Source organism: Bradyrhizobium sp. SRL28, assembly GCF_018596315.1.
Lineage (GTDB): Bacteria > Pseudomonadota > Alphaproteobacteria > Rhizobiales > Xanthobacteraceae > Bradyrhizobium.
Map to the genome: position 1 here is coordinate 1 of NZ_JAHEAG010000041.1, position 19,428 is coordinate 19,428.

16 protein-coding genes and 1 pseudogene are annotated in these 19,428 nt (G+C 59.2%); 7 read left to right on the forward strand and 10 right to left on the reverse strand.

Translation table 11 applies throughout. The annotated features are described in order from the left end of the window. Nucleotides 1–358: 358 nt before the first annotated feature. Both KIP88_RS38265 and KIP88_RS38270 read right to left on the reverse strand, forming a co-directional pair. Complete coding sequence (locus KIP88_RS38265; protein WP_214493353.1) at nt 359–3,499, reverse strand: AAA family ATPase; 3,141 nt, start codon at nt 3,497–3,499, stop codon at nt 359–361. 457 nt (nt 3,500–3,956) lie between these two features. Further along, nucleotides 3,957–5,081 carry an OpgC domain-containing protein gene (locus KIP88_RS38270; protein ID WP_214493396.1) on the reverse strand — a complete coding sequence of 375 codons (1,125 nt, stop codon included), beginning with the start codon at nt 5,079–5,081 and terminating at the stop codon, nt 3,957–3,959. A gap of 593 nt (nt 5,082–5,674) precedes the next feature. Between KIP88_RS38270 and KIP88_RS38275 the strand changes: the two genes are divergently transcribed. Both KIP88_RS38275 and KIP88_RS38280 read left to right on the forward strand, forming a co-directional pair. Then, on the forward strand, nt 5,675–6,475 hold the full coding sequence (locus KIP88_RS38275; RefSeq protein WP_214493354.1) for a transporter substrate-binding domain-containing protein: 801 nt from the start codon (nt 5,675–5,677) through the stop codon (nt 6,473–6,475). A gap of 264 nt (nt 6,476–6,739) precedes the next feature. Next, nucleotides 6,740–7,708 (forward strand): tripartite tricarboxylate transporter substrate binding protein, encoded by a 969-nt coding sequence (locus KIP88_RS38280; RefSeq protein WP_214493355.1) that lies wholly within the window; start codon nt 6,740–6,742, stop codon nt 7,706–7,708. Nucleotides 7,709–8,442: 734 nt separating this feature from the next. On the opposite strand, the pseudogene rocD reads toward KIP88_RS38280, so the two are convergent. Together rocD and KIP88_RS38290 are read right to left on the reverse strand one after the other, a co-directional pair. Then, nucleotides 8,443–8,577, reverse strand: a pseudogene (gene rocD / locus KIP88_RS38285) (ornithine--oxo-acid transaminase); the annotation flags it as partial. Nucleotides 8,578–9,003: 426 nt separating this feature from the next. Then, a complete protein-coding gene (locus KIP88_RS38290; RefSeq protein ID WP_214493356.1) occupies nt 9,004–9,336 on the reverse strand; it encodes a hypothetical protein in 333 nt (110 codons plus the stop codon). Nucleotides 9,337–11,034: 1,698 nt separating this feature from the next. Between KIP88_RS38290 and KIP88_RS38295 the strand changes: the two genes are divergently transcribed. Both KIP88_RS38295 and KIP88_RS38300 read left to right on the forward strand, forming a co-directional pair. Next, on the forward strand, nt 11,035–11,424 hold the full coding sequence (locus tag KIP88_RS38295) for a helix-turn-helix domain-containing protein (protein ID WP_214493357.1): 390 nt from the start codon (nt 11,035–11,037) through the stop codon (nt 11,422–11,424). Between the two features lie 695 nt (nt 11,425–12,119). Beyond that, entirely contained in the window at nt 12,120–12,302 is a 183-nt protein-coding gene (locus KIP88_RS38300) for a hypothetical protein (protein ID WP_214493358.1), read from the forward strand. A 435-nt stretch (nt 12,303–12,737) separates the two neighbouring features. Here the strand turns inward: KIP88_RS38300 and KIP88_RS38305 are convergent, their stop codons facing one another. Continuing rightward, on the reverse strand, nt 12,738–12,917 hold the full coding sequence (locus KIP88_RS38305) for a hypothetical protein (RefSeq protein WP_214493359.1): 180 nt from the start codon (nt 12,915–12,917) through the stop codon (nt 12,738–12,740). Beyond that, entirely contained in the window at nt 12,877–13,281 is a 405-nt protein-coding gene (locus KIP88_RS48630) for a nuclear transport factor 2 family protein (RefSeq protein ID WP_374226559.1), read from the reverse strand. Before KIP88_RS48630 ends, KIP88_RS38305 begins: the two co-directional genes overlap by 41 nt. An 839-nt stretch (nt 13,282–14,120) precedes the next feature. Between KIP88_RS48630 and KIP88_RS38315 the strand changes: the two genes are divergently transcribed. Beyond that, nucleotides 14,121–14,468 (forward strand): response regulator, encoded by a 348-nt coding sequence (locus KIP88_RS38315; protein ID WP_214493361.1) that lies wholly within the window; start codon nt 14,121–14,123, stop codon nt 14,466–14,468. A gap of 254 nt (nt 14,469–14,722) precedes the next feature. Here KIP88_RS38315 and KIP88_RS38320 read toward each other — a convergent pair whose 3' ends face one another. The 4 genes from KIP88_RS38320 to KIP88_RS38335 all read right to left on the reverse strand — a co-directional run bounded on the left by KIP88_RS38320 (nt 14,723) and on the right by KIP88_RS38335 (nt 17,240). Beyond that, nucleotides 14,723–14,908 carry a hypothetical protein gene (locus KIP88_RS38320; protein WP_214493362.1) on the reverse strand — a complete coding sequence of 62 codons (186 nt, stop codon included), beginning with the start codon at nt 14,906–14,908 and terminating at the stop codon, nt 14,723–14,725. 185 nt (nt 14,909–15,093) lie between these two features. Then, nucleotides 15,094–15,969, reverse strand: a complete 876-nt coding sequence (gene ligD, locus KIP88_RS38325; RefSeq protein ID WP_214493363.1) for a non-homologous end-joining DNA ligase — start codon at nt 15,967–15,969, stop codon at nt 15,094–15,096. A 313-nt stretch (nt 15,970–16,282) separates the two neighbouring features. After that, nucleotides 16,283–16,498 carry a hypothetical protein gene (locus KIP88_RS38330; RefSeq protein ID WP_308163733.1) on the reverse strand — a complete coding sequence of 72 codons (216 nt, stop codon included), beginning with the start codon at nt 16,496–16,498 and terminating at the stop codon, nt 16,283–16,285. A gap of 574 nt (nt 16,499–17,072) precedes the next feature. Beyond that, entirely contained in the window at nt 17,073–17,240 is a 168-nt protein-coding gene (locus KIP88_RS38335; protein WP_214493365.1) for a hypothetical protein, read from the reverse strand. A 345-nt stretch (nt 17,241–17,585) separates the two neighbouring features. Between KIP88_RS38335 and KIP88_RS38340 the strand changes: the two genes are divergently transcribed. Both KIP88_RS38340 and KIP88_RS38345 read left to right on the forward strand, forming a co-directional pair. After that, nucleotides 17,586–18,317, forward strand: coding sequence for a hypothetical protein (locus tag KIP88_RS38340; RefSeq protein WP_249791337.1), 732 nt, complete (start codon nt 17,586–17,588; stop codon nt 18,315–18,317). A 159-nt stretch (nt 18,318–18,476) separates the two neighbouring features. Beyond that, entirely contained in the window at nt 18,477–19,415 is a 939-nt protein-coding gene (locus KIP88_RS38345) for an alpha/beta fold hydrolase (protein WP_214493366.1), read from the forward strand. Nucleotides 19,416–19,428: the final 13 nt, after the last annotated feature.

Sequence of the window (19,428 nt, forward strand, 5' to 3'; positions counted from 1 at the left end):
CCGGAAGTGCCTCCGCCGGCGCGGCACGTCCGTTCTACCCCCGACAGCAGACATCGGTACGCCGACCGCTCAGGTCCGTTTCGTGCCCAATGCAGCCGTGCGACACGTAGACGCTGTTAAGTCACTTTGCCGACTCTGGGCGCCACGTGATCGAGCTGAAGGCTCCGTCATTGGGCCAACGCGGTGTTTGAGTGTATGACCACATCGTTTCACACAAAAACGACTATGCAGCTTTGTATCGGTGCTACGGAGCTTTGCCGTGGCGGAGTCGGCTAAAAATCAACTTCTGCGAGATGTTCGGCGTCGTTCGATTTTTCGACTTTTACAACATAATCCGCCAGGAGCGGCGCCGGCTGGCTCAGCGCGCCCCCTGCGCATCGAGAGCAGCAAGCAATGACGACCGCAATCGGTCATCAGGCTCTAAATTCCCGGCAAGGGTTCGTATGACGTCCTCGAAGCGAGCTCTGTACCTAGCCGCCTCGGCCGGCTCGCCGAGGCTCTCGCAGACCTCCACCCCCGCCCGATAGACCCGCCAAGCGGCGAGCGGCATGTCGGCATCTTCGAGAGTTGAGAGGGCACGCGAGAGCTCCGCCCTTGCCTCCTCCAAATCGCCCGCAGCGAGCGCAACCCGGGTGAGCAGCCCGTGCGCCTGCGCCAGATGATTGCGATCGGGTGCCGGCGCGACGTACTCGTACAGCTTTGTCGCCGATCGCCGCGCCTCTGCGATATCGCCGACCTGTAGACTGTATTCGCAGAGACAATGATGGAGCTGCGCGTAGATCGTGTAATCCATCATGATGCCGTCGGAATTCAGCCGTTGCATGACGCCATCGAACTGCTGGCGCGCATGCTGGGGCTCGTTCAAGCCGACGAAGGCCTTCGCAAGAACGGCTCGCTGAAAAAAGAAGGCAAAGGGGTTTTCTTCTAGCACCGCTTGGTCGACGCTCTCGCAGAGGTCGCGGGCACCATGAAAATCCATCGCCTCGACGTGGAGCCACGCCAACGTGAGGCGGCACAGGGCGATCGCCGGGCTGTTAGCGTTTCTTTCCGCCAGCGCCAACGCAGCGATGGTCTCTCGCTGCAGTCGCCGCCATTGGCCGAGATGGATCAGCGCGGTCGACTCCATCACGTTGAACAGCGCAAAGATGTAGACGTCGCCGACCTCCTGCGCGAGCTTCTTGCCATCGGTTCCCGAACGACGGCATTCCTCGTAGCGCGACCGTAAGCATTCGAGGATTCCCTCTATCCCGTATCGCCGGATCAGCGTGCCATGATCGCGCGCGTCAGCCGTTACGTGCAACGCTTTCTCGCAAAGTGCAGCATCCTGCTCCTGCCAGCCTTTCAGCCAGAGATTGATGCTGGCGCTGCTGCCCTGCACCAGAGCCTTGAAGGCGTCATCCTCAAGCGCTTCACTCTTGGCAAGCGCTTCGCTGGAAGCGTGAAGGCACATGCGGCGGTCGGCATGAAGGCAGAACCGGCTCACCGCCAGGAGCCCGTTGACCTCATGGCGAAGCTGACCTGCGTCCGCGGCGCAAGCGATCATCTCCTCGAGATCGCGAACCGAGCCGGCGAGGTCCCCCGCCGAGCGCCGCGCCCAGCTCCGCTGTCGCAGCAGGCTGGTGCGCGGCCCATACAGATCGGTCGCCGTTCCCAGACGATCGAGAATGCCGAGCGCGCGGGACAGATAATTGATTGCCTCCTCGTGACCGAAGCGTTTCGCGGAATTTTCCGCGGCCTGGCTGAGGTAGCGCAGAGCACGCGGGAAATCTCGGCTCTGCTCGAAATGCAGCGCGAGCGCAGCCGCAATGTTTTCCGTCCGGCCCGCATATCCCTGCTCGAGGCGCTCGCCCATGCGGTGATGGATCTGGAGGCGCCATGCCGGGCTGAGCCGTCGATAGAGCACGTTCTGATAGAGAATGTGGTGGAATGCGTAGGATCCGGAATAGGTCCCGTCGGGCCATTCAGAAACGCCGGACGACACCAGCATATGATCCTTGCGTGCAAGATGCTCCAGGACTTCCTCGGTCTCCACGGCGTCACGTGACAGTCCGGCGGCCACGAGGGCTGCTGAACATTCGCTCCCCGCTACGCTGACCGCCTCGAGCAGCTGCTGTTCGCCCTCACTCAAACGATCGATCCGATGTGTGATCATATTGATCAGATCTTTTGGCACGACATCCTCGGATAGGGCGGTTCTGGATCCGAGGCGCCAGGCGCCGTCGATCTCTACGATCGACTCGTGATTGACCAGGTAGTCCACAAGCGAGGCGATGAACAACGGTTGCCCCTGGGTGCGCCCGAACATCGGCCCGGAGAGCGCCGAAGCGAGCTTCTCGTCCTGGAAACGCAAGGCGAGGTGGTGCTCCACCTCGGTTTTGGACAATCCATCGAGTTGCAGATCGCTGCACCTCCCGTGGATCTCCAAATCCTGATGCAGACGGCGAACCGGATGTCCGCTTATGATGCTGTCGCCAACACGATAGGTGGCAAGAACGAGCACTTTAGCCTTGCGGTCTCCGTGTGCGAAGCGCGACAGGACGTCGACCGTCTGGAAGTCGCTCCAATGCATATCCTCGACAACGAGGACCCACGGGCGATCCACACTCAACGCTTCGAGCAAATCGCAGAACTCACGCAACATCCGTTCTCGTGTCGCCCCGAATACCTCATTCCGGAACGCGGCGTGGTCCGCCACATCGAGAAAACCTGGCATCTGGAGCAGCCAGGTCGGCGCATGGGTGCGCACGGCCTCCAGGACAGCCGAACCGTCCGGGCCGCGACAACGCGTCGTCAGCGAATCGATCAGCGGGAGAAATGCCTCGTTGGTGCTGAAACGCTCGGTGCAGAATCCGCACAGGGTCTCGACGCGATATCGGGAAAGCTGCTCCATCGCCATCTCGATGAACGAGGTCTTGCCGATACCAGCCTCGCCGGTGATGAAGACGACTTGTCTGTCGCCGGCGAGCATTCGCTGCGTGACCTTGTCCAGCGTCGCCAGCGGACCGTTTCGCCCGACGAGCCAGCGGGACCTGCGGGCGATTGATCCCTCCTGACTTCTGTCGCTGGCCGCACCGGGGGACGGGATAGCGAGCCTGACTCCCAGGGCAGGTGGCACCTTCTCTTCATCGATCGCGCTGCGGTGCGAACTCGTCGTGGTCGGGCCGACAAACCGATATCCACGGCGCGGCAGAGTTTCGATCCAACTCTCCCCGCCCGGCTCGGCTGAAAGCGCTTTGCGCAGCGCCGCAATCTGAACCGACAGATTGCTTTCTTCGACGGCCAAGCCTGACCAAGCAGCCTGGATCAATTCGTCTTTGGAAACCACCAAGCCTTGACGTTTCGCCAGCGCGCTAAGCAATGCGACGGCGCGGCGGCCGACGGGTAGCGGATCGTTGCCTCGATAGAGAGTTGAGGTATCGACATCCAATCGGAACGGTCCGATTGCAAGCGTCGCGCGCTGGTTGCCATTGTCAAGAACGGACAGGGAGTCGTTTAACACGGCGAGCCTCCCGCGATGCCATTCTGCATCGGCTGAAGGGAATACCCCCGTACCGTGCCTAGCTTGCCATGGACGACGGTATTGGCATTTCTTATAGCACAGAATTCCGTTTCCTCTGTGAAGGAGGTCACAGGAGTTGCGGGCAGTGCTTTGGCCCCCGCGACCCTGGCAGGCCGCGGTGTGATCGAGTTGATCTATGCGGACGCGAGGATAATCCCGCGCGGGCCGAACTTTTTTGAATGGGAGCCCCGGAGGATCTCGCCACGCTGGGGCGTTTGTTTGGGCGACCCGGAGCTATAAAAGGCTACCCGCCTTTTCGGCTTCGTCAGCTTGCGCCGTCTCAAACGCGGCTATTCTTGCCTCTACCTTAACGTGGCTTAACTGAACACGTTGCCGACCGTCCGCCAAGTCTCGGCCTATTCGGCCTATGGAGTGAGACATGATCGTTCGCGAGTTTTCACTCGGGAGCGTGCTGTCTATTGCTGATTGCGGTCGTGATCATCGCCGCGATGCCAACGAGACTCACCGCTATCTGCATCGCCAACCCGTCCGAGATGTCGAACAGCACCATGTGGCCGGCGAACGCCAGCAGAACGCCGAGGCAATAGATTGGCAGCGAGTTCTGGCCACAGCAGATCGCGCCGCGCATCACCGGCGTCATCAGCCCTCTCCAATTGCGAGGCACGAACCATGCTGCCAAAACCGCTATGGCCAAAAAATGCAGCAATCGCAATGGATCGAGATTCGATTTATCCAATTGGTGCAGCTTCGCCAGCGTCTCCGGGATCACTGCTTCCACCGGTTTGATGCGCCAGCTCAATGCGATGACCAGGCTGAAGAGCAGATACAGGACGGCAAGTCCAAGCACCGTGCGTGAGGTGAGCCACGGCCGGACCCTCTTTTCCTCAAGCGTGCACCACGCGCCAAGAACAACCAACAGCTGCCAGGCCAGCGGATTGAAGGCCCAGTGGCCGTTCGGCCACGCCGGGACGGTCCAGCCGAAGACGTACACCAGCACATAAAGCGCCAGCGACGCGCCAAGCGTTACGTTCGGCAGTCGCAGCAGCAGCCACAGCAACGGCGCGAACAAGAGATGAAGAAGCACGAAGATCGGCAACACGTCGGTATTGACCGGACGGTATTGCAGGATCGCCGCGCGCGCGAGCGTCGCGCCCAGATGGTCCAATAGAATGCGCGTATTGCTTTCGTCAGCAAGACGGCCGCCGCCTGCGAGGTAAGCCAGTATGGCGCAGGCGAGCGTGAGCAGCAGAAACGCGACATAGATGTCCCAGCTTCGCCGCAGTGTCCGGCGGATCACTGTGGTCCAGCCCTCGCAGCGCCGTGCCTTACCGTAGGAGAGCGCGCAGGTTACGCCCGATGCGAACATGAATATTTCCGCGGCATCGCTGAAGCCGTAGTTCCGCAGCGTCAGCCAACCTCCGATGTTGTTGGGGATATGATCAAGAAATATCCACCACAGCGCGATGCCTCGGCAGGCGTCTATTCGTAGGTCGCGAGCGTGGCATCTCAGCTCCGGAAGCTCGCCGACCATTAGCTTAGAGGTGGTTTTTCGGTCGCGCATCTCGTTCCTCCAGACTGGAAAGATGGGCCGATGTTGCAGTTTTTGGCGTGAGGGGGTCACACTCCGAGACTTATGATTGCGCTGAAATTGCAAGTCAGTATGAAAGAGCCATCGTTCGAAGTCCTAAAGCGTTGCCGAAAAAGTTACGAAATCAGCCAAATCCTTGCTGAGGCTCCGGAGATTGCGGATTCGATGTTTGACGCGCCAGAGCTCGTGTCCAATTCGCCTGTGCAAGGCACTTGACGGTCTCGCCAAGACTGCATGCCGTCGAGGTCATCGAAGAAAGATGCTGAGGTGCGAGCCTGGATGTGCCCCAACGCGTCATTTCGCTGCGCTGCGGAGCTTGGTCGCTATCGGTCATTCGCGTCGGTTTGGCCGTGTACCGACGATTTCCGCTCTACCCCTATAAACAGACATCGATACCGTGCGGCGGCATGTCTCAAAAGTGCCACAAGGCGACATCGATCACTGCGCTCTCTCACCCCTTCGACGCTGGCGCAAAAGTCTCAAAAAGTGTAGGTTAAACTGGTGTCACTCGCTCTCGAAGGCAGAGCAGCCGGGTCTGTTCTCAACATTTGAGAGAGGGACCGCAAATGAAACTATCTCGCAGACGTTTCCTTCATCTGGCGGTGGGCGCTGCCGCGCTGCCCGCTGCATCGCAGTTCGCATGGGCTCAAGCCCCATCCGCGCCCGCCACACTCTCTCCGACCGGCAAACTGCGCGTTGCTCTTATTGCCTCCAATCCTGTTCTGGTGACCCGCAGTACCGACGGCTCCCTCGGCGGTGTTTCCGTCTCCGTTGCCCGCACGCTCGCTGCACGTCTCGGGGTACCGGTCGAGCTCAAGCCCTACGACAATCCCCTGCGTTACAACGAAAGTCTCGCCAGCGATGACTGGGACATCGGGCTTGCTGCACGAGATCCGTCTCGCGCAGAATACCTCGCTTTTAGCGTAACATTCATGGAAGTTGACAACGGCTATGTCGCGCGCGCAGGAGCAACACCGACCACCGCAGATGAGGTTGACCGTGCAGGCGTGAAGGTCGCTGTCGCCCAAGGAAGCGCGCCACACACCGTTTTGACACGCCTTATTAAGAATGCAGAAATCATACAGGTGCCCGGCGGGTTCGAACCGGCTCGCGAGGCGTTGGCAACGGGCAAAGCCGACGTTTACGGTGAGAACCTGCACCTCGCCCATCGTATAGCTGACGCCTTGCCTGGAGCACACGTATTGCCCGGACGTTTCAATGTCGTGCAAATGGCAATCGGGGTGCGCAAGCGAGCCGCCTCGGCTCTTCCCACCGTTGATGAACTCGTGAACGGAATGCGGGCCGATGGCACGGTGGATAAAGCGATTGCTGAAGCCGGGCTGCGGGGAGTTCGGGTTCCGAATTAGTCGCCCAAGTCGTTTAGCGGAGCTTGGGCCACGTAGTCCGTTCTGGGTCAAACTCAGAAGTCAGGGCACGCAACCGAGAAGTCCGCTTTTCGCTCAAGAACCGACATCGTCTGGCGGAACTGGCAGGTCCGAAAAGTGCCAAACGGACTTCGCTTCGACTACTTTCCCATCCACTTGCATATGCTGTAGCCTGCCCGCGAGGAAACGCGTCTCACGCCAAACGTCTCGTGGGTAAAGCTGATGGGCCAATTTGGAGGCAGTATCATGAAATACTTATACCGCGCTCTTGCAGCGTTTGCCCTCGTGCTCGCCGGCACAGACGCCGCACTTGCGCAAGGTTGGCCGAACCGTCCGATCCGTATGGTCGTACCCTACACCCCGGGTGGCTACACCGATCTGATGGCTCGGCTCGTCGGTCAAAAGATCTCGGACGCGCTGGGCCAGCCCATCGTCTTCGAGAACAAGCCAGGCGCCAACGCCATCATCGGCACCGACGCCGTCGCCAAGGCCGCGCCCGACGGCTACACGTTCGGCACCGTGATCGCGGCGCATGCGGCAAACGCCACGCTCAATCCGAAGCTGCCCTACGACACGCTCAAGGACTTCACATACGTCTCGCTGATGAGCGTCGCACCGCTGATCATGATCGCGCATCCCTCAGTGCCGGCGAACAACGTGAAAGAGCTGATCGCGCTCGCGAAGGCCAAGCCAGGTGAGCTCAATTTTGCCTCGAGCGGCATCGGCGCTGCGGCACATCTCACGATGGAAATGTTCATGAGCCGCACAGGCATCAAAATGCAGCACATACCCTACAAAGGCACGGCCGGCGCGCTGCAGGATACCGTCGGCGGGCAAATCAATGTGATGTTCGACATTGTTGGTCCGCTGATGCCGCAGGTGCGCTCCGGAAACGCCAAGGCGATCGTTGTCACCGCGAAAGAGCGCATCCCGGCGGCATCCGACGTACCGACGATGGCGGAGCAGGGAGTGCCGGATTTCGTGTCCGGCACCTGGGCCGGAATCATAGCGCCGGCAGGCACACCTAAGGAGATCGTCGACCGCGTCTCGGCGGAGGCCAAGAAGGCACTCGCCGATCCGGCATTGCAGGCAAAGCTAGTCGAACAGGGTATTGTGCCGATGGGCAGCACCCCGGAAGAATTCCGCGCCTTCGTCGCCGAGGAGATCTCGCGATGGAGAACGGTGATCACGGACGCTGGAATTAAGATGGAGTAGTGAGGCCCGATTCCACCCCCTCAGGGGCAGGGTGGACGACTCTCCGAGCGGGTGAAGTCCTCCGCGTGTGAAGTCTCGCCCCCACCCCGCCTGTTAGGTCAATTGCGCACCCGGCCCACGGCCCTTCTAAGTCCGCTTATCCTTCTGAAGCCGCCTTCGATCACCCCGTTCTTGGACGGGCATCTCGTTGCGCTTTGTAGAGCAGCAATGAACAGCTCGAGGCCGGCCGAGGTTAATCCGTTTTCAGTGATCAGACCGACCGCAAGTGAAGGACTATCAATTCTCTCTGGAGAACCTTCGGACCGATGCGGCTGAAGCGGCGCTGATGCGCGACCTTGCAACGGACGGGGCTAAACGCGAAACGTTCGATCGGCTAGCCAAGCATCTGGGGGCCAACTGTTGGACGACGTTGAGCGGCCCCGGACACGCCAGAAACCAGCTAAGAGTAAGGCCGCCTCAGTTGGCGGCCCTGGCGCTTCTTTAGCGGCTTGGTCACCGCTGCCGTCGATGCCTTGAGGCATTCTGGCGTGCGGCTGGCAAATTACTTCGAATGCGCTCAAGACAACGGTAATTATGCGGCACCGTCGAACGCTAGTCAAAGCGCTAGCTGAAAGCGCCTTACCAAGGCCCTCGAGAGTTCCTATATCTCCCTTATGAGATGGGATGCCCGTTCTCTCGCAATCCGATGGCATCAGCGGCACATCAGGACGGCAGTCGGCGGCGCTGGCCAGTAGTCACGAAAAATCCTGCCTCAAAGTGGCGTCGATCTGTTCCAGCGCCCAGTCGATCTGATCGCTGGAGATAACAAGCGGCGGGGCGATGCGAATCGTGTGCCCATGTGTGTCCTTGGCGAGGATGCCTCGCGCCTGCGAGCCACCAGACTCCTGTACGGACTCCATACGCGCACCTGTGGGCCATTCGACGGCGGCAGTCAGCAGCCCTTCCGTAGTCCCACGGAGTTCTCGAATCGCGTTGAAGAGCAGAGGCTTTATTCAGCCAGCGCGGCTAATGGTCATACTGGGGGCTGAACCCGTTGTGGCAAGGCCCGATGTGTGTCTCTCACAATGTCATGCGTCGGGCCACATCTGGTCTGGGGCTGACCTGTACCCACACATCTCGCCTCACGGGATCAGCACGGCTGGCATTGGCGCAGACGGCCTCAAGACGAGCCTGCGCTCCTGACACTGCGACATCGCCGACAGTGCTGCGAGGAAAGCGATGGCAAGGACAAGGCTGCGCATGGCTGACGATACAATGTGAACCCGATCTGGAATATGAAACAGTTCGCAGTTGCATCATGTTCGCGGACTGGGCTGCGGTGTTGGCTGCGAAGTCTGCGGCGCGGCGGGCTGTTGGGGCGTCACGATCTGGGGCTGACTGCCGTCAGCATGGGGTATGCAAGTGCCTACATTGCCGAGCAGCCGCTTGGCTTGCATGTCCCTCGCCCTCCTGTAATCCCGCCGCCGATCCACGTTGGCCGCAGCAGAGCGATCCCATGCATCGAATGCGTCGGCATAGTGCTGGCGCATTTGCTCTTCTGCGGCCATACACTCGCTGAACTTGTCGAACACCAAGTTGGTGTTGACCGGGGTCATCCCACCGATAAGGACAACGAGCATCCACTTCATGGCTTTGTCCACCCGGTGAGCATTGGGTTAGCACCAACCCTTTTTCCAATGACCTGGCGGACAGTGGTGACCTCTCCACCCGACCTTCCGACCACGGCTCCAGCCCCAATGACGATGGCCGTGACCTCGTCCCCAACCATGACCACGACCATGGCCGTGCCCGCCCTTCACTTCGATCAGGTCCGACCCGCTGATCACTTGCGAACCAACTGGCGCAATAGGCAGAGCGTGTGTGGGCAGAGCGAATACCGTCGAGAGGGATACCGTCGCGATAAGCAGGATTGTTCTCATGTGAACCTCGCAGAGCCGGGGTGGGTCTAACTGGGAAAAAGCGGCAATGTTCCGCATTCTTTCGGACCACAGCGACACCGGCTGATTCAGACCATCGCTCGTTACATCGAGCAGCGCCGCCGTCCATCTGCAACTCTTCCAGTTCAAGCGCAGGGCTTTCAACGAACCGATGTCGCCAGATTGTTGTTTTTGCAAGCCAATGAGGCAGTCAGACGGCCCGCCTTAGAAGCCGAACCACAGCACACCTATCTCGACGCCAGCTAAGATCAGCGTCCCAGCAATGCTGAGGATGTAAGTCCAGTCATGCGTCGGCATGACCGAAGGCTCTCCCCGCCTCCCTCCCGCTGATTGATCTAGATCAACGGCAGGCAAAGCGATTGGTAACAAACGGCACATGCGCCGCCGTCATGGGACCGGACCAGGGATCGGTCCATGATCAACGAGGTGCTTTTCCGCGTCGGTGTAATTGTCCTTGGCTTAGTGCGGGTGCTGACTGTACTCGCCTTGCTCATGTGACCACCCAAAACCACGGTGGGCGCGATGACGGTCCAAGAGTTGGTGTCCATCCTGCAAGCGCTTCCTGACCAAGATGCCACCGTCGTCATTGGCCAAAGAGTTGAGAGAGAGACTTGGTTAGTCGTGACTGGAGTGGTCGAACGTCAACCTGTTGGTGGCCGCAATCCCCGCGATGTGAGCCAATCGTTGACATGGGACGCTGTCTCTGCGTGACGCGCCTTTCTTTCTAGGACATCGCGGTCAGCGCCTGGAGGAAGCAACTTTGCTGCTTCACGCAAGCGCCTAGCTTCTTCCGCGAGCCGTTCCTCGAGAGGCTGGGTGTGTTTGAAACGACGACGCATCATGTCGCGCTCCTTCTTCGCGCAACCGGCGTTCTCATCACCGATAAATGCCACGGACCGAGCGGTGATACATAGAAACGTTCGGAGCGGCCAAAGGTTGCTGACAAGGTTCCTGCCGGATCAAGACCGATCCCTTCTCCCGTACCCTAGCATCGTCTGATCGACCTCAGACGCTAGCTGCGTCAGATGGGCCGCTAGCCGGTCGAACAGTTCGCGCTTCTTCGCCAGAGTTTGCTCGCGCTCGGCAACGTCCCTTAGCCTTACTAGATGAGCCAATATGTCCTGCATCGCGCCCTCGTTATTTTACTCGTCTTACCGCACCCATTTCGCGGCAGCACTAGACTGCTGCGACCCTTATGAACGCGCCGCTGATGCTTTCTTGGGGGCTCGATCAGCGACTGCGGGGAAATGGCTTCACTAAAAATGCGAGGCATCCCGCATGAGAGCGCCTATTAGCCGTCGCCTTGAGCGAGTACAACTACGCAAGCGTCCATTTTGGACACCCGCCCCATTGCGCTGCGCGTCGGACGACGGGACAAGGGAGGGTCGCATGCCTGAGACATACTCGATCATGCACCGTTTGGAGCGACTGGCGTTGGCAAAGGCGTACATCGCGCTCACCCGTGTGATGGTCGATTCTGTGTTCGGCAAGAAACCTGCCGACCACTCGCTGCTGTTGATCGGCTCGGCAATCATGGTAGGTCACGCAGAAGACAAACCGATGAGTGCAACTAAGATCGCACAGTACATCGGTCTCCCGCGATCGACTGTAATTCGCAAGCTGAACCAGTTCCTAAAGGCCGGCGTGATCGCTCGCCACGGCAACGTGTATCTGTTGTCGATAGAACGCGCCCACAATCAGACGAAGTACGTAACCGAAGCGATGCGCATTTTCCGTATTGCAGAGAAAGATTTGAAAGCCTCCGAACTCGACACTTAGAAAGACGATGGTGTGCCTGTCCCAGTCTCACGGGTTCGCCCACCGATCGTGCCCCCCATCGTGTCCGCCTGGAACCGGTCGTGTACTACGCCACCAGTTCCGGTGTCCTAGCAGATGCCCCTCACCTCGTGCCTCAAGACGATGGTGCCGCAACTGGTTGATGCCGGTAGCCCACCGGCATTCCAAAACGCTCTCGTAGACCATCGAGATATTCTTGCGTCTCACTGTCTATCGGTGATGGACCGACGATCCAAAGCGCGTAGAAGTCAGGCGAACCAGGCCAATACGCGTACTCGAGTAGCTGGCTCAGCGCCTCACGTACGCAATCGCGCGGAGCGAGCGCCGTTTTTATCTCGAATAGCTCATAGGAGTGAGAGAGGCGCACAATGATATCAGCGCGACGTCCAGAGGACATCATAGCTCCCTCGCTGAGAATGTACGTCCAGTCGTGCGTCGGCATGACTGAAGGCTTTCCCTGCGCCCCGTCCCAAGATTGACCTAGATCAACGGAAAGCAAGGCAGGGTCTGCTAGTTTGGCACAGACTGCACGTGCACCCCCGTCACGGCCGGACTAGGATCGGTCCATGATCAACGAGGTGCTTTTCCGCGTCGGTGTAGTTGTCCTCGGCTTAGTGCCGGTCGTGCTGGCTGTACTCGCCTTGCTCATGTGACCACCCGAAACCACGGTGGGCGTGATGACGGTCCAAGAGTTGGTGACCATCCTGCAAGCGCTTCCCGACCAAAACGCGAGCGTCGTTGGCGAAGGCGTTGAGCAAGAGAGTTGGTTATTCGTGTCTGGAGTAGTCGAGCGCCGTATTACGCCGATCAATTCGGATGTGGCTGGTCCGGGCAAAGAACCGGCAGTCGAGATTGTTTAGACCGTCAACTGGAGGCCTTATTTTATGAGCCACCACATAGCCAGGCCCATAGCGGTGGTGGCGCTTGAAATCAGAAACGCGGTCCCGATTAACTTGACCCATTCCCAGTAATGCACGAGCGCAAGTTCCAGTCGGCCCCATGCCGCGCCGGAATGTTACCGGAAATATTCTCGAGTGCCAGTGCGGTTGGACCGGGCAAAGAACCGGCAGTCGAGGTCATCTAGGCTGTACGACCTCATCGCGAGAAGAGCAGAAACGCGATCACAAGGACCGGGATCGTACCCGCCGCCGCCACTGCCATAATGAAAAGGATTTCCCGCACCACCTGCGGAACGGTACACGACGTGTATCGCGCGAGGTATGCTAAATTTTCCCGACAGCCATTCAGCTACACCACCGTGTCTTCCGGGTGGAACCAATCACGGCTCGCGAAGCCTATCGCTTTTTCCCGCTCTCCAGCATTACCTGTTCGACCTCAGACGCCAGCACCGTCAGGTGTGCCGCCAGCCGGTCGAATAGCTCGCGCTTCTTCGGATCGGTCGCCAAGTTTCGGATTAGTTCGCATTCTGCCGCGTCACGGCGAAGTTTCTCCAACTGGGCTAACGTGTCCTGCATCTTCGCTTACTCCTCTCGACATGTTCGCAAAGTCGCGGGTCACAGGCCCGCAGCGACAATGAGTGATTAGCCCATCGTCAGCGATGTGCAGCAGCGCCTGAACGATCCCGCTGCTGGTCCGGTAGGAGACCACCACGGCTCCGCCGTCCATCTGCAACTCTTCGAGTTCAAGCGCGGGTATTTGAAGGAAACGGTGTCGCCAGTAGGCCGATATGCCTTCCGCACCCTGGATGATCTTCCGGCCTCCGCAGGCGCACTCGATCACTCCGTCTGCGCTGTACATGGCGACAATCTGATCGAGTGAAGCGTCGCGGTAAGCGTCAATCCAATCTACCGCGACGGCCATCGGGTCACAGGGATTCATTTGCCCTACCTACTTGCCATCAAGGCAAAGGTGGGTCATCCCGGCGATGAAGTACACATGGAAACAAGGCCGCCGATGATGTTGGCTGCGGGTAGTTGATTGCTTGCAACATAACAAATGTTAGGATTTCGTCAGCAGTCTGTGCGGCGCTAACGTCGTGCTGACGGTCGCGTTAAGTACCTGACTAACGTCAGGCTCTTCGGTGCCGTCAGCGCGAACACATTCGCAAGGCATTCCCGCTCCGCACTGACAACCCAGTTCTGTTGTCCATGCACGGGTCGGATGATTCTCGCACACCCACCCGATGCCGAAACAAACCTTGCAGTCAGGGTCGATCATGGGACGAGTTTGACCGGCTGGTGTCGGTACGCATCGATTGCGCAGTTTGAAAGAACGAGCCTGTGCCGTTCGCCGCACCTGACCCTTTTGATGATTTCATCGAGCAAGAAATTGGCAGACCAGTTCGGCTCCCCGAGTTCACCAGTTCTCTCAAGGACACTCCAGGCAATCTGGAAGGACTGCTCTATCAGTTCGGTGTCGGTCATGCGGGGAGAACGGCTCCGCAGTTGCCATGTTCCTAGAGCGAGGGGCGACCAGACAAGGAAGTTGATCCGCGTGTCGATGACGAAAGCACGAACTGGGATAACGAAAAACCCGACACGCAATGTCGGGCTGATCGCAAATATACTTCTAGGATCTATAATGCGGATAGTAGATCAGCATCCGCCCGCGCCGTCTGCGCACAAAGTAACAGAGGAACAAAATGGTTGGACCGGCACATCTCGGGTGGCCAGTGAACCAAGTTCGTCCTTCCGAATTGACGTGAATTGGAGGTGCGCATGTCGAACTTCGTGACCCTGTTGGTCGAGGACGATGTGTTTCAGCGCGAGGTACTGGCCGACGTACTGAAGGATGAAGGGTTCGAGGTGATCGAATGCACGACCGCCGAATCTGCCGAACTGATCATCGCGTCAACTGGAACCGAATTGCAGGCGCTGATCACTGACCACAACCTAGCGGGCAAGATGTCAGGGGCTGAACTTGCCCACTACGCCCGCCGCCGACACCCGCATATGAACATTGTCATCATGTCCGGCAAAGACGTGGATGATCCTATGCCGGTCGGTACAGCGTTCTTGCGAAAGCCTTTTCCTCCCGAGCGGCTGCTCGATATGGTTCGTGAGTAACACAAAGCGTGGGGGCCTCGCTCCATGGATCGCGAGCATACCCCACGCATTCAGTCACACCGCCAATTCCTTGCGGACGGCGGCGGTGGGCGGACAGTCCACTAGCCGAGCCTATCTCTCCCGAGAAAGCCGCTTGAAGGAACTGGCCCGAGGCAGACCTTCCGCCTGATATCGCGGTATTCCACGTCGCAAAAAAAGCCCCGGCACAGGACCGGGGCCAAGTCTGGGAGGAACAGGGAGGAAGCGCGAGAACTTCAGATGGCGTCCCACTGCTCAACCGGTAGCTGAGCCTTGTGGGTTGCCATCATTTCGGTGGGGTTGAATGACGATGACGCAGTGGTCGCCTGCAATGGCGTAACAGCTTGCGACCACGCAATTAACGCTGCAACAGCAAGCCCGATTCCGATGGTGCCTGTTGAGAAGAAAAGCTGCTTGCGCATGACTGCATCCTTCGTGTTCGTGAATGCAGCGATCATGGACCAGCCGTGTTTCAGGATTTTGCCGTTGCCTTGATAAGTGGTGTCGTGCAGATTTCGCTTGTTTCGTCGGAACCGGGAATGTCGGCGCAGGTTTCGCGAGAAGCTGCGAATGAAACAGCTTCACCGATTTGTGACGATTTTGCCGCCTACCTCCGAGATAGCCCCTTGAACGAGCTAGCCCGCAGCAAGCCCTCCGATGTGATGTCGCGGTACTCGATATCGGCATAGAACTGCGGCTCGACCCACGTTGCTTTCGGCTTTTTGAGAGGCCGCGTCAGTTTGGACTTCGGGCTGACCACAGCATCCAATTGTTTCCTGATCTTGCTGGACACAGTACGAGACCAGCCGGTACCGACCTTGCCCATGTAGACAAGATCTTTGCCTTCCTGCTTGCCCAGATAAAGCGCCGCGACACCGCTCGGGTCCTTGATGAACCCCACGACCGGAAACTTGCCCTTGTGGACGGCCTTGATCTTCAGCCAGTTCTCATTGCGCTCTGAACGGTAGGGAGCGTCAGCCCGCTTTGAGATGATCCCTTCCCACTTCAGCTTGGCAGCATGTTCGAACATCTGTTGGCCATCGCCGATCAGGTGTTCCGAGAACAGCACTGGGTACGGTGTGTCGCTTTCACCGAGCAGGTCGAGCAGCGCCTGCTTGCGTTCGATCTGAGGACGTTTGCGGAGGTCGCCATCTCGCCAGAGGAGATCGAAGGCGTAGTAGACCATCCGATCCTGTCTGCCTGCTGCTAGCTCTGCCTGCAATTCTGAGAAGTTCGTCCGGCCTTCGTGGACTACCACCACTTCCCCGTCGATGATTGCTTCGCCAGGAATGTCCAATGCACCTGCGATGGTGGAGAACCGTTTGGTCCAGTCCAGCCCGTTGCGGGTGTAGACCTTCTTCCGACCACGGTTGGCATGAACCTGGACGCGGTAGCCGTCGTACTTGATCTCATGCAGCCATTGATCGCCAATCGGTGCCTTGGACTTGAGCGTGGCGAGTTGGGGCTTAATGAACCCCGGCATGGAAATAGGCTTCGACACAACGCAAACTCATAAAAGAAAATGCCCGCCGCGCTTGGAGGGCCACGGCGAGCATTCTTACCGACTTCGCAGGAAACTCGAACAATCTAAGGGACGTGATCCTGCCTGTCACCACCAAGGTTTCGCTCACATCGCAAAGAACAATATGTACACCATTACCGCCGCGACCACGACGGCCCATGCACCGCACACTATCTCCAGCCATTCTAGCCTTTGCATTGGGCACCCAATGCTTGAAGGTGTGGCCACCATCTGGTGGAGACTTGATCTACATCAAGACGTGGGGAGCGAGCGCCTACGGCACGTCTCCGTTCCGGCGACCACCGATGCTGTAGGGCTTGTTGAGGAAGTATTCACGGTTGCCATAGGCTTTCGCGGCGTACTGGTCGATTGCCACCGCGATGGCTTGGACATGCGGGTAGCACCAGCCTTCCCGCGTTGCCAACTGACGGACCTCCGCAAGCGCCTTGATGAACGGCGGCGGACTGTGATCGTCTTGGTAGTGTTTCACCAACTCCTCCCTCCCAACACCCTGCCCTTCGGTCGGGGAAGTTCGGCCTTCAGCCTGTCACGTTCCGTACAGAGGCTGTCCACCTTGTCCAGCATCCGCTGCAATAGCGCATCCGCCGACGCGGTTGAGATGCCCGCCCGCTGTAGCTGCAGGATTTCCTTTCGCTGCCCCCCGACCTGCAGGCGCATGTGTTCAATCTCCGAACGGATGCGATCTAGGTCCATAGCGCTTCGGACGAGCCCCTCCGCCCTGCGCCCAAGCTGGTCGTAGAGACGAAGCCACCTGAACAGGATCTCGATTCACGGGAAGTCGTCATTTCACGATAGTACAAAACATGAACGAGTTGGCAAGCCGCTACACAAGCCAACCGGCCAGACGTCGCTCTGCTTCGCGTGTGATGAAACAAAGCGGGACAGGCTCGTCAGCATCGGCGCAAAGTTTGCCGGCTTCCGCACTGATGGACAGCGCGTCCTTTAGGGCAGTCGTCTGGGCGTCCGCGGCGCTCTGCGCCCGATCGATAGCCGCAAGGGCGTGCAGCCTCTTTCGCCTTCAAAGTGGCATCCGGACAGCCTCGCTACTCGCTCTTGCCTTCCAGTATATGGCGCACCGCCTTGCGGGTCGTGACCACTTTGTCGAGCCACGCGAGCGCAGCTTCGCGGTCGTTCTGCGACAAGGGAGCGTGCTCGATAAGGTCGCGGATCAATGCCTCGATCTGGTCATCCGTGAGGTTGCTGCTGGCCATGCCGTCCCCGTTTCGATGGTGTTTTCACTCGATCAATCTGCTGCTCCAACTGGGCATATTTTCCGGTGGAGCAAGGGGAGTGCAGCAGGTGCAGCTACTTTGTGCTGGGCAGCTATTGGGACCTTTGTGAGTGCTCGCGTATCCTGACAATGTGCGTTCATCGGGATAGACCAGAAGTCACCAGGGTACGGTAGCGAGTTCCAGTGAAGAGTTGGGATTGGTGTTGCGCCGGAGACACGTCGCATCAACAAGTTGCGACTGCTCACCGCCACCCTTGTTGCAGTTCCGATCAAGCGGGCGCTACTGTCACCAGCTAAAATGCTTCGCAGGTCTTCGAGGAGAACAATGACGCCATATCGCGGCGACAGCGGGTTTGTCCGCTGGTCATACTTTCTCAGCCGGCCAACGTGGTGGCGGCTGCAAGCAATCGCGCTCCTGCTACTGCTGCCGATCGGCGCAAGTCCGGCGCGAGCAATGAAGGATTCCGCGTCGGCGGCTTCGACCGCTCATGTCTATCTGCTCCGCGGCGTGCTCAACATCTTTTCGCTGGGTCTCGATGACATTGCGGCACAACTGCGGGCGCAGGGCATTCCGGTCACCGTCGCGAACTTCGCCTCCTGGTCGTCGCTCGCCGACGAAGCCGCCGCCGGATACAAGAGCGGCAGGATCAAGACGATCATTCTGGTCGGGCATTCCTCGGGAGCGACCGCCCTGCCCGACATGGTCGCCAGGCTGGATCAACTTGGCGCTCCCGTTAAGCTGGCAATCGGCCTGGATTCGGTGTTTCGCACCAAGCTCTCGGGGCGCGTGGGACGCTACATAAATTTCTACATCGCCAACGGCAATGGCGAGCCGGTTGCGACGACCGGGCAATTCCAGGGCAAGCTCGAGAATATCAATGTGCAGAACGTGCCTGGCGTCGGGCACATGTCCATCGAAAAGAACCAGATCATGCAGCGGAAGGTGATCAGCGAGATCGACGCCGTCGTGTTCGGCCGATCGGTACCCGCTTTAGGTGCGAAGAAGCCGCGGCACCCTGAAGCGGCAAGCGCGGTGACGCACGGCACGGCACGTTAACGCGGCGGTCCGCCGGCAGCTCGGCCGGCTTGGTTCCAGGGCTGGCGCCGAAGCGACGAATGCCGCAAATTCTGCCAATTCCTCCACGATAGATCAGCCGCAGGGCGCCGGATGGCGCTGGGGCGTGCCTTTACGTCTAAAATTGCGGAAGGAACGCGCATGAGCAATCCGACGCAGGTTGCGGCTGTGGTGATCTGGGCGGCTCTTTCCGCCTGCATCTTCTCGTGCGGTAGTAATCTGGCGCTCGCCGCTCCGGTCGCACGCTCGACCGCTGCTGCCGCGACGACCGCCCCCGTCGCACCGCCAGCCGTGACCCAGCCGCAGGCGCGCGTCTACCTGTTCCGCGGCGCGCTCGGGCCGATCTTTTCACGCGGGATGGACCACCTGACAAAACGTCTCGAAAAAGCCGGCATCCGGGCTGACGTCTACGAATTCACCATTTGCCGACTGATTGCGGATCAGGCGATCCGCGATTACCGTGACAATGCCGCTCCGATCGTCCTGATCGGTCATTCGATGGGCGGACTTTGTGCCCTGACGTTCGCCGGGATACTGAAGGCCGAAAACATCCCGGTAAGCTTAGTGGTCACCATTGATCCGGCTCACGCAAGTCCGAAGGTGCCGCTGAACGTCGAGCGTTACATCAACATTTTCCTGTCCGACAGCGTGTTGGGCGGCGGCGATGTGGTGGCGGAGCAGGGTTACCAGGGTCACTACGCGAGCTTCGATTTGAAGCAGCACGAGGAGGTCAGCCACATCAACATCGACAAAATGGATTCCATCCACGAGCAGTTGGTGACGGCAAGTGCGCAACTTGCGACCACGCCTCTGCCAACCAAGGGAGAGGCGGTGCCGCTGCGCTACGTTGTTCCTCCCGATGCCTCGCTCGAGCTGTGGGACAGCGGCACCCAGCAACTCGCCCGTTCGGGCGATACGTTGCAGAGGCTTGCCGCACTTAACCATGTGCCGCTGTGGTCGCTTACCCAGCTCAATCGGTACTCGGAGAGTGCACCGCTGTTAGTTGGCCAGCGCGTGTTTGTTCCGCGCCGTCTCGCTCCGCCTGCCTCGACATCAGCGGCGGCGCGAACGAGGCGGTAGCTGCTGGGTGTTC

Coding starts and splice junctions, on each gene's coding strand:
- KIP88_RS38270 (WP_214493396.1), bottom strand. CDS start 5,081: ATGCGCGACCGAAAAACCACCTCTAAGCTAATGGTCGGCGAGCTTCCG.
- KIP88_RS38275 (WP_214493354.1), top strand. CDS start 5,675: ATGAAACTATCTCGCAGACGTTTCCTTCATCTGGCGGTGGGCGCTGCC.
- KIP88_RS38280 (WP_214493355.1), top strand. CDS start 6,740: ATGAAATACTTATACCGCGCTCTTGCAGCGTTTGCCCTCGTGCTCGCC.
- KIP88_RS38290 (WP_214493356.1), bottom strand. CDS start 9,336: ATGAAGTGGATGCTCGTTGTCCTTATCGGTGGGATGACCCCGGTCAAC.
- KIP88_RS38295 (WP_214493357.1), top strand. CDS start 11,035: ATGCCTGAGACATACTCGATCATGCACCGTTTGGAGCGACTGGCGTTG.
- KIP88_RS38300 (WP_214493358.1), top strand. CDS start 12,120: ATGACGGTCCAAGAGTTGGTGACCATCCTGCAAGCGCTTCCCGACCAA.
- KIP88_RS38305 (WP_214493359.1), bottom strand. CDS start 12,917: ATGCAGGACACGTTAGCCCAGTTGGAGAAACTTCGCCGTGACGCGGCA.
- KIP88_RS48630 (WP_374226559.1), bottom strand. CDS start 13,281: ATGAATCCCTGTGACCCGATGGCCGTCGCGGTAGATTGGATTGACGCT.
- KIP88_RS38315 (WP_214493361.1), top strand. CDS start 14,121: ATGTCGAACTTCGTGACCCTGTTGGTCGAGGACGATGTGTTTCAGCGC.
- KIP88_RS38320 (WP_214493362.1), bottom strand. CDS start 14,908: ATGCGCAAGCAGCTTTTCTTCTCAACAGGCACCATCGGAATCGGGCTT.
- ligD (WP_214493363.1), bottom strand. CDS start 15,969: ATGCCGGGGTTCATTAAGCCCCAACTCGCCACGCTCAAGTCCAAGGCA.
- KIP88_RS38335 (WP_214493365.1), bottom strand. CDS start 17,240: ATGGCCAGCAGCAACCTCACGGATGACCAGATCGAGGCATTGATCCGC.
- KIP88_RS38340 (WP_249791337.1), top strand. CDS start 17,586: ATGACGCCATATCGCGGCGACAGCGGGTTTGTCCGCTGGTCATACTTT.
- KIP88_RS38345 (WP_214493366.1), top strand. CDS start 18,477: ATGAGCAATCCGACGCAGGTTGCGGCTGTGGTGATCTGGGCGGCTCTT.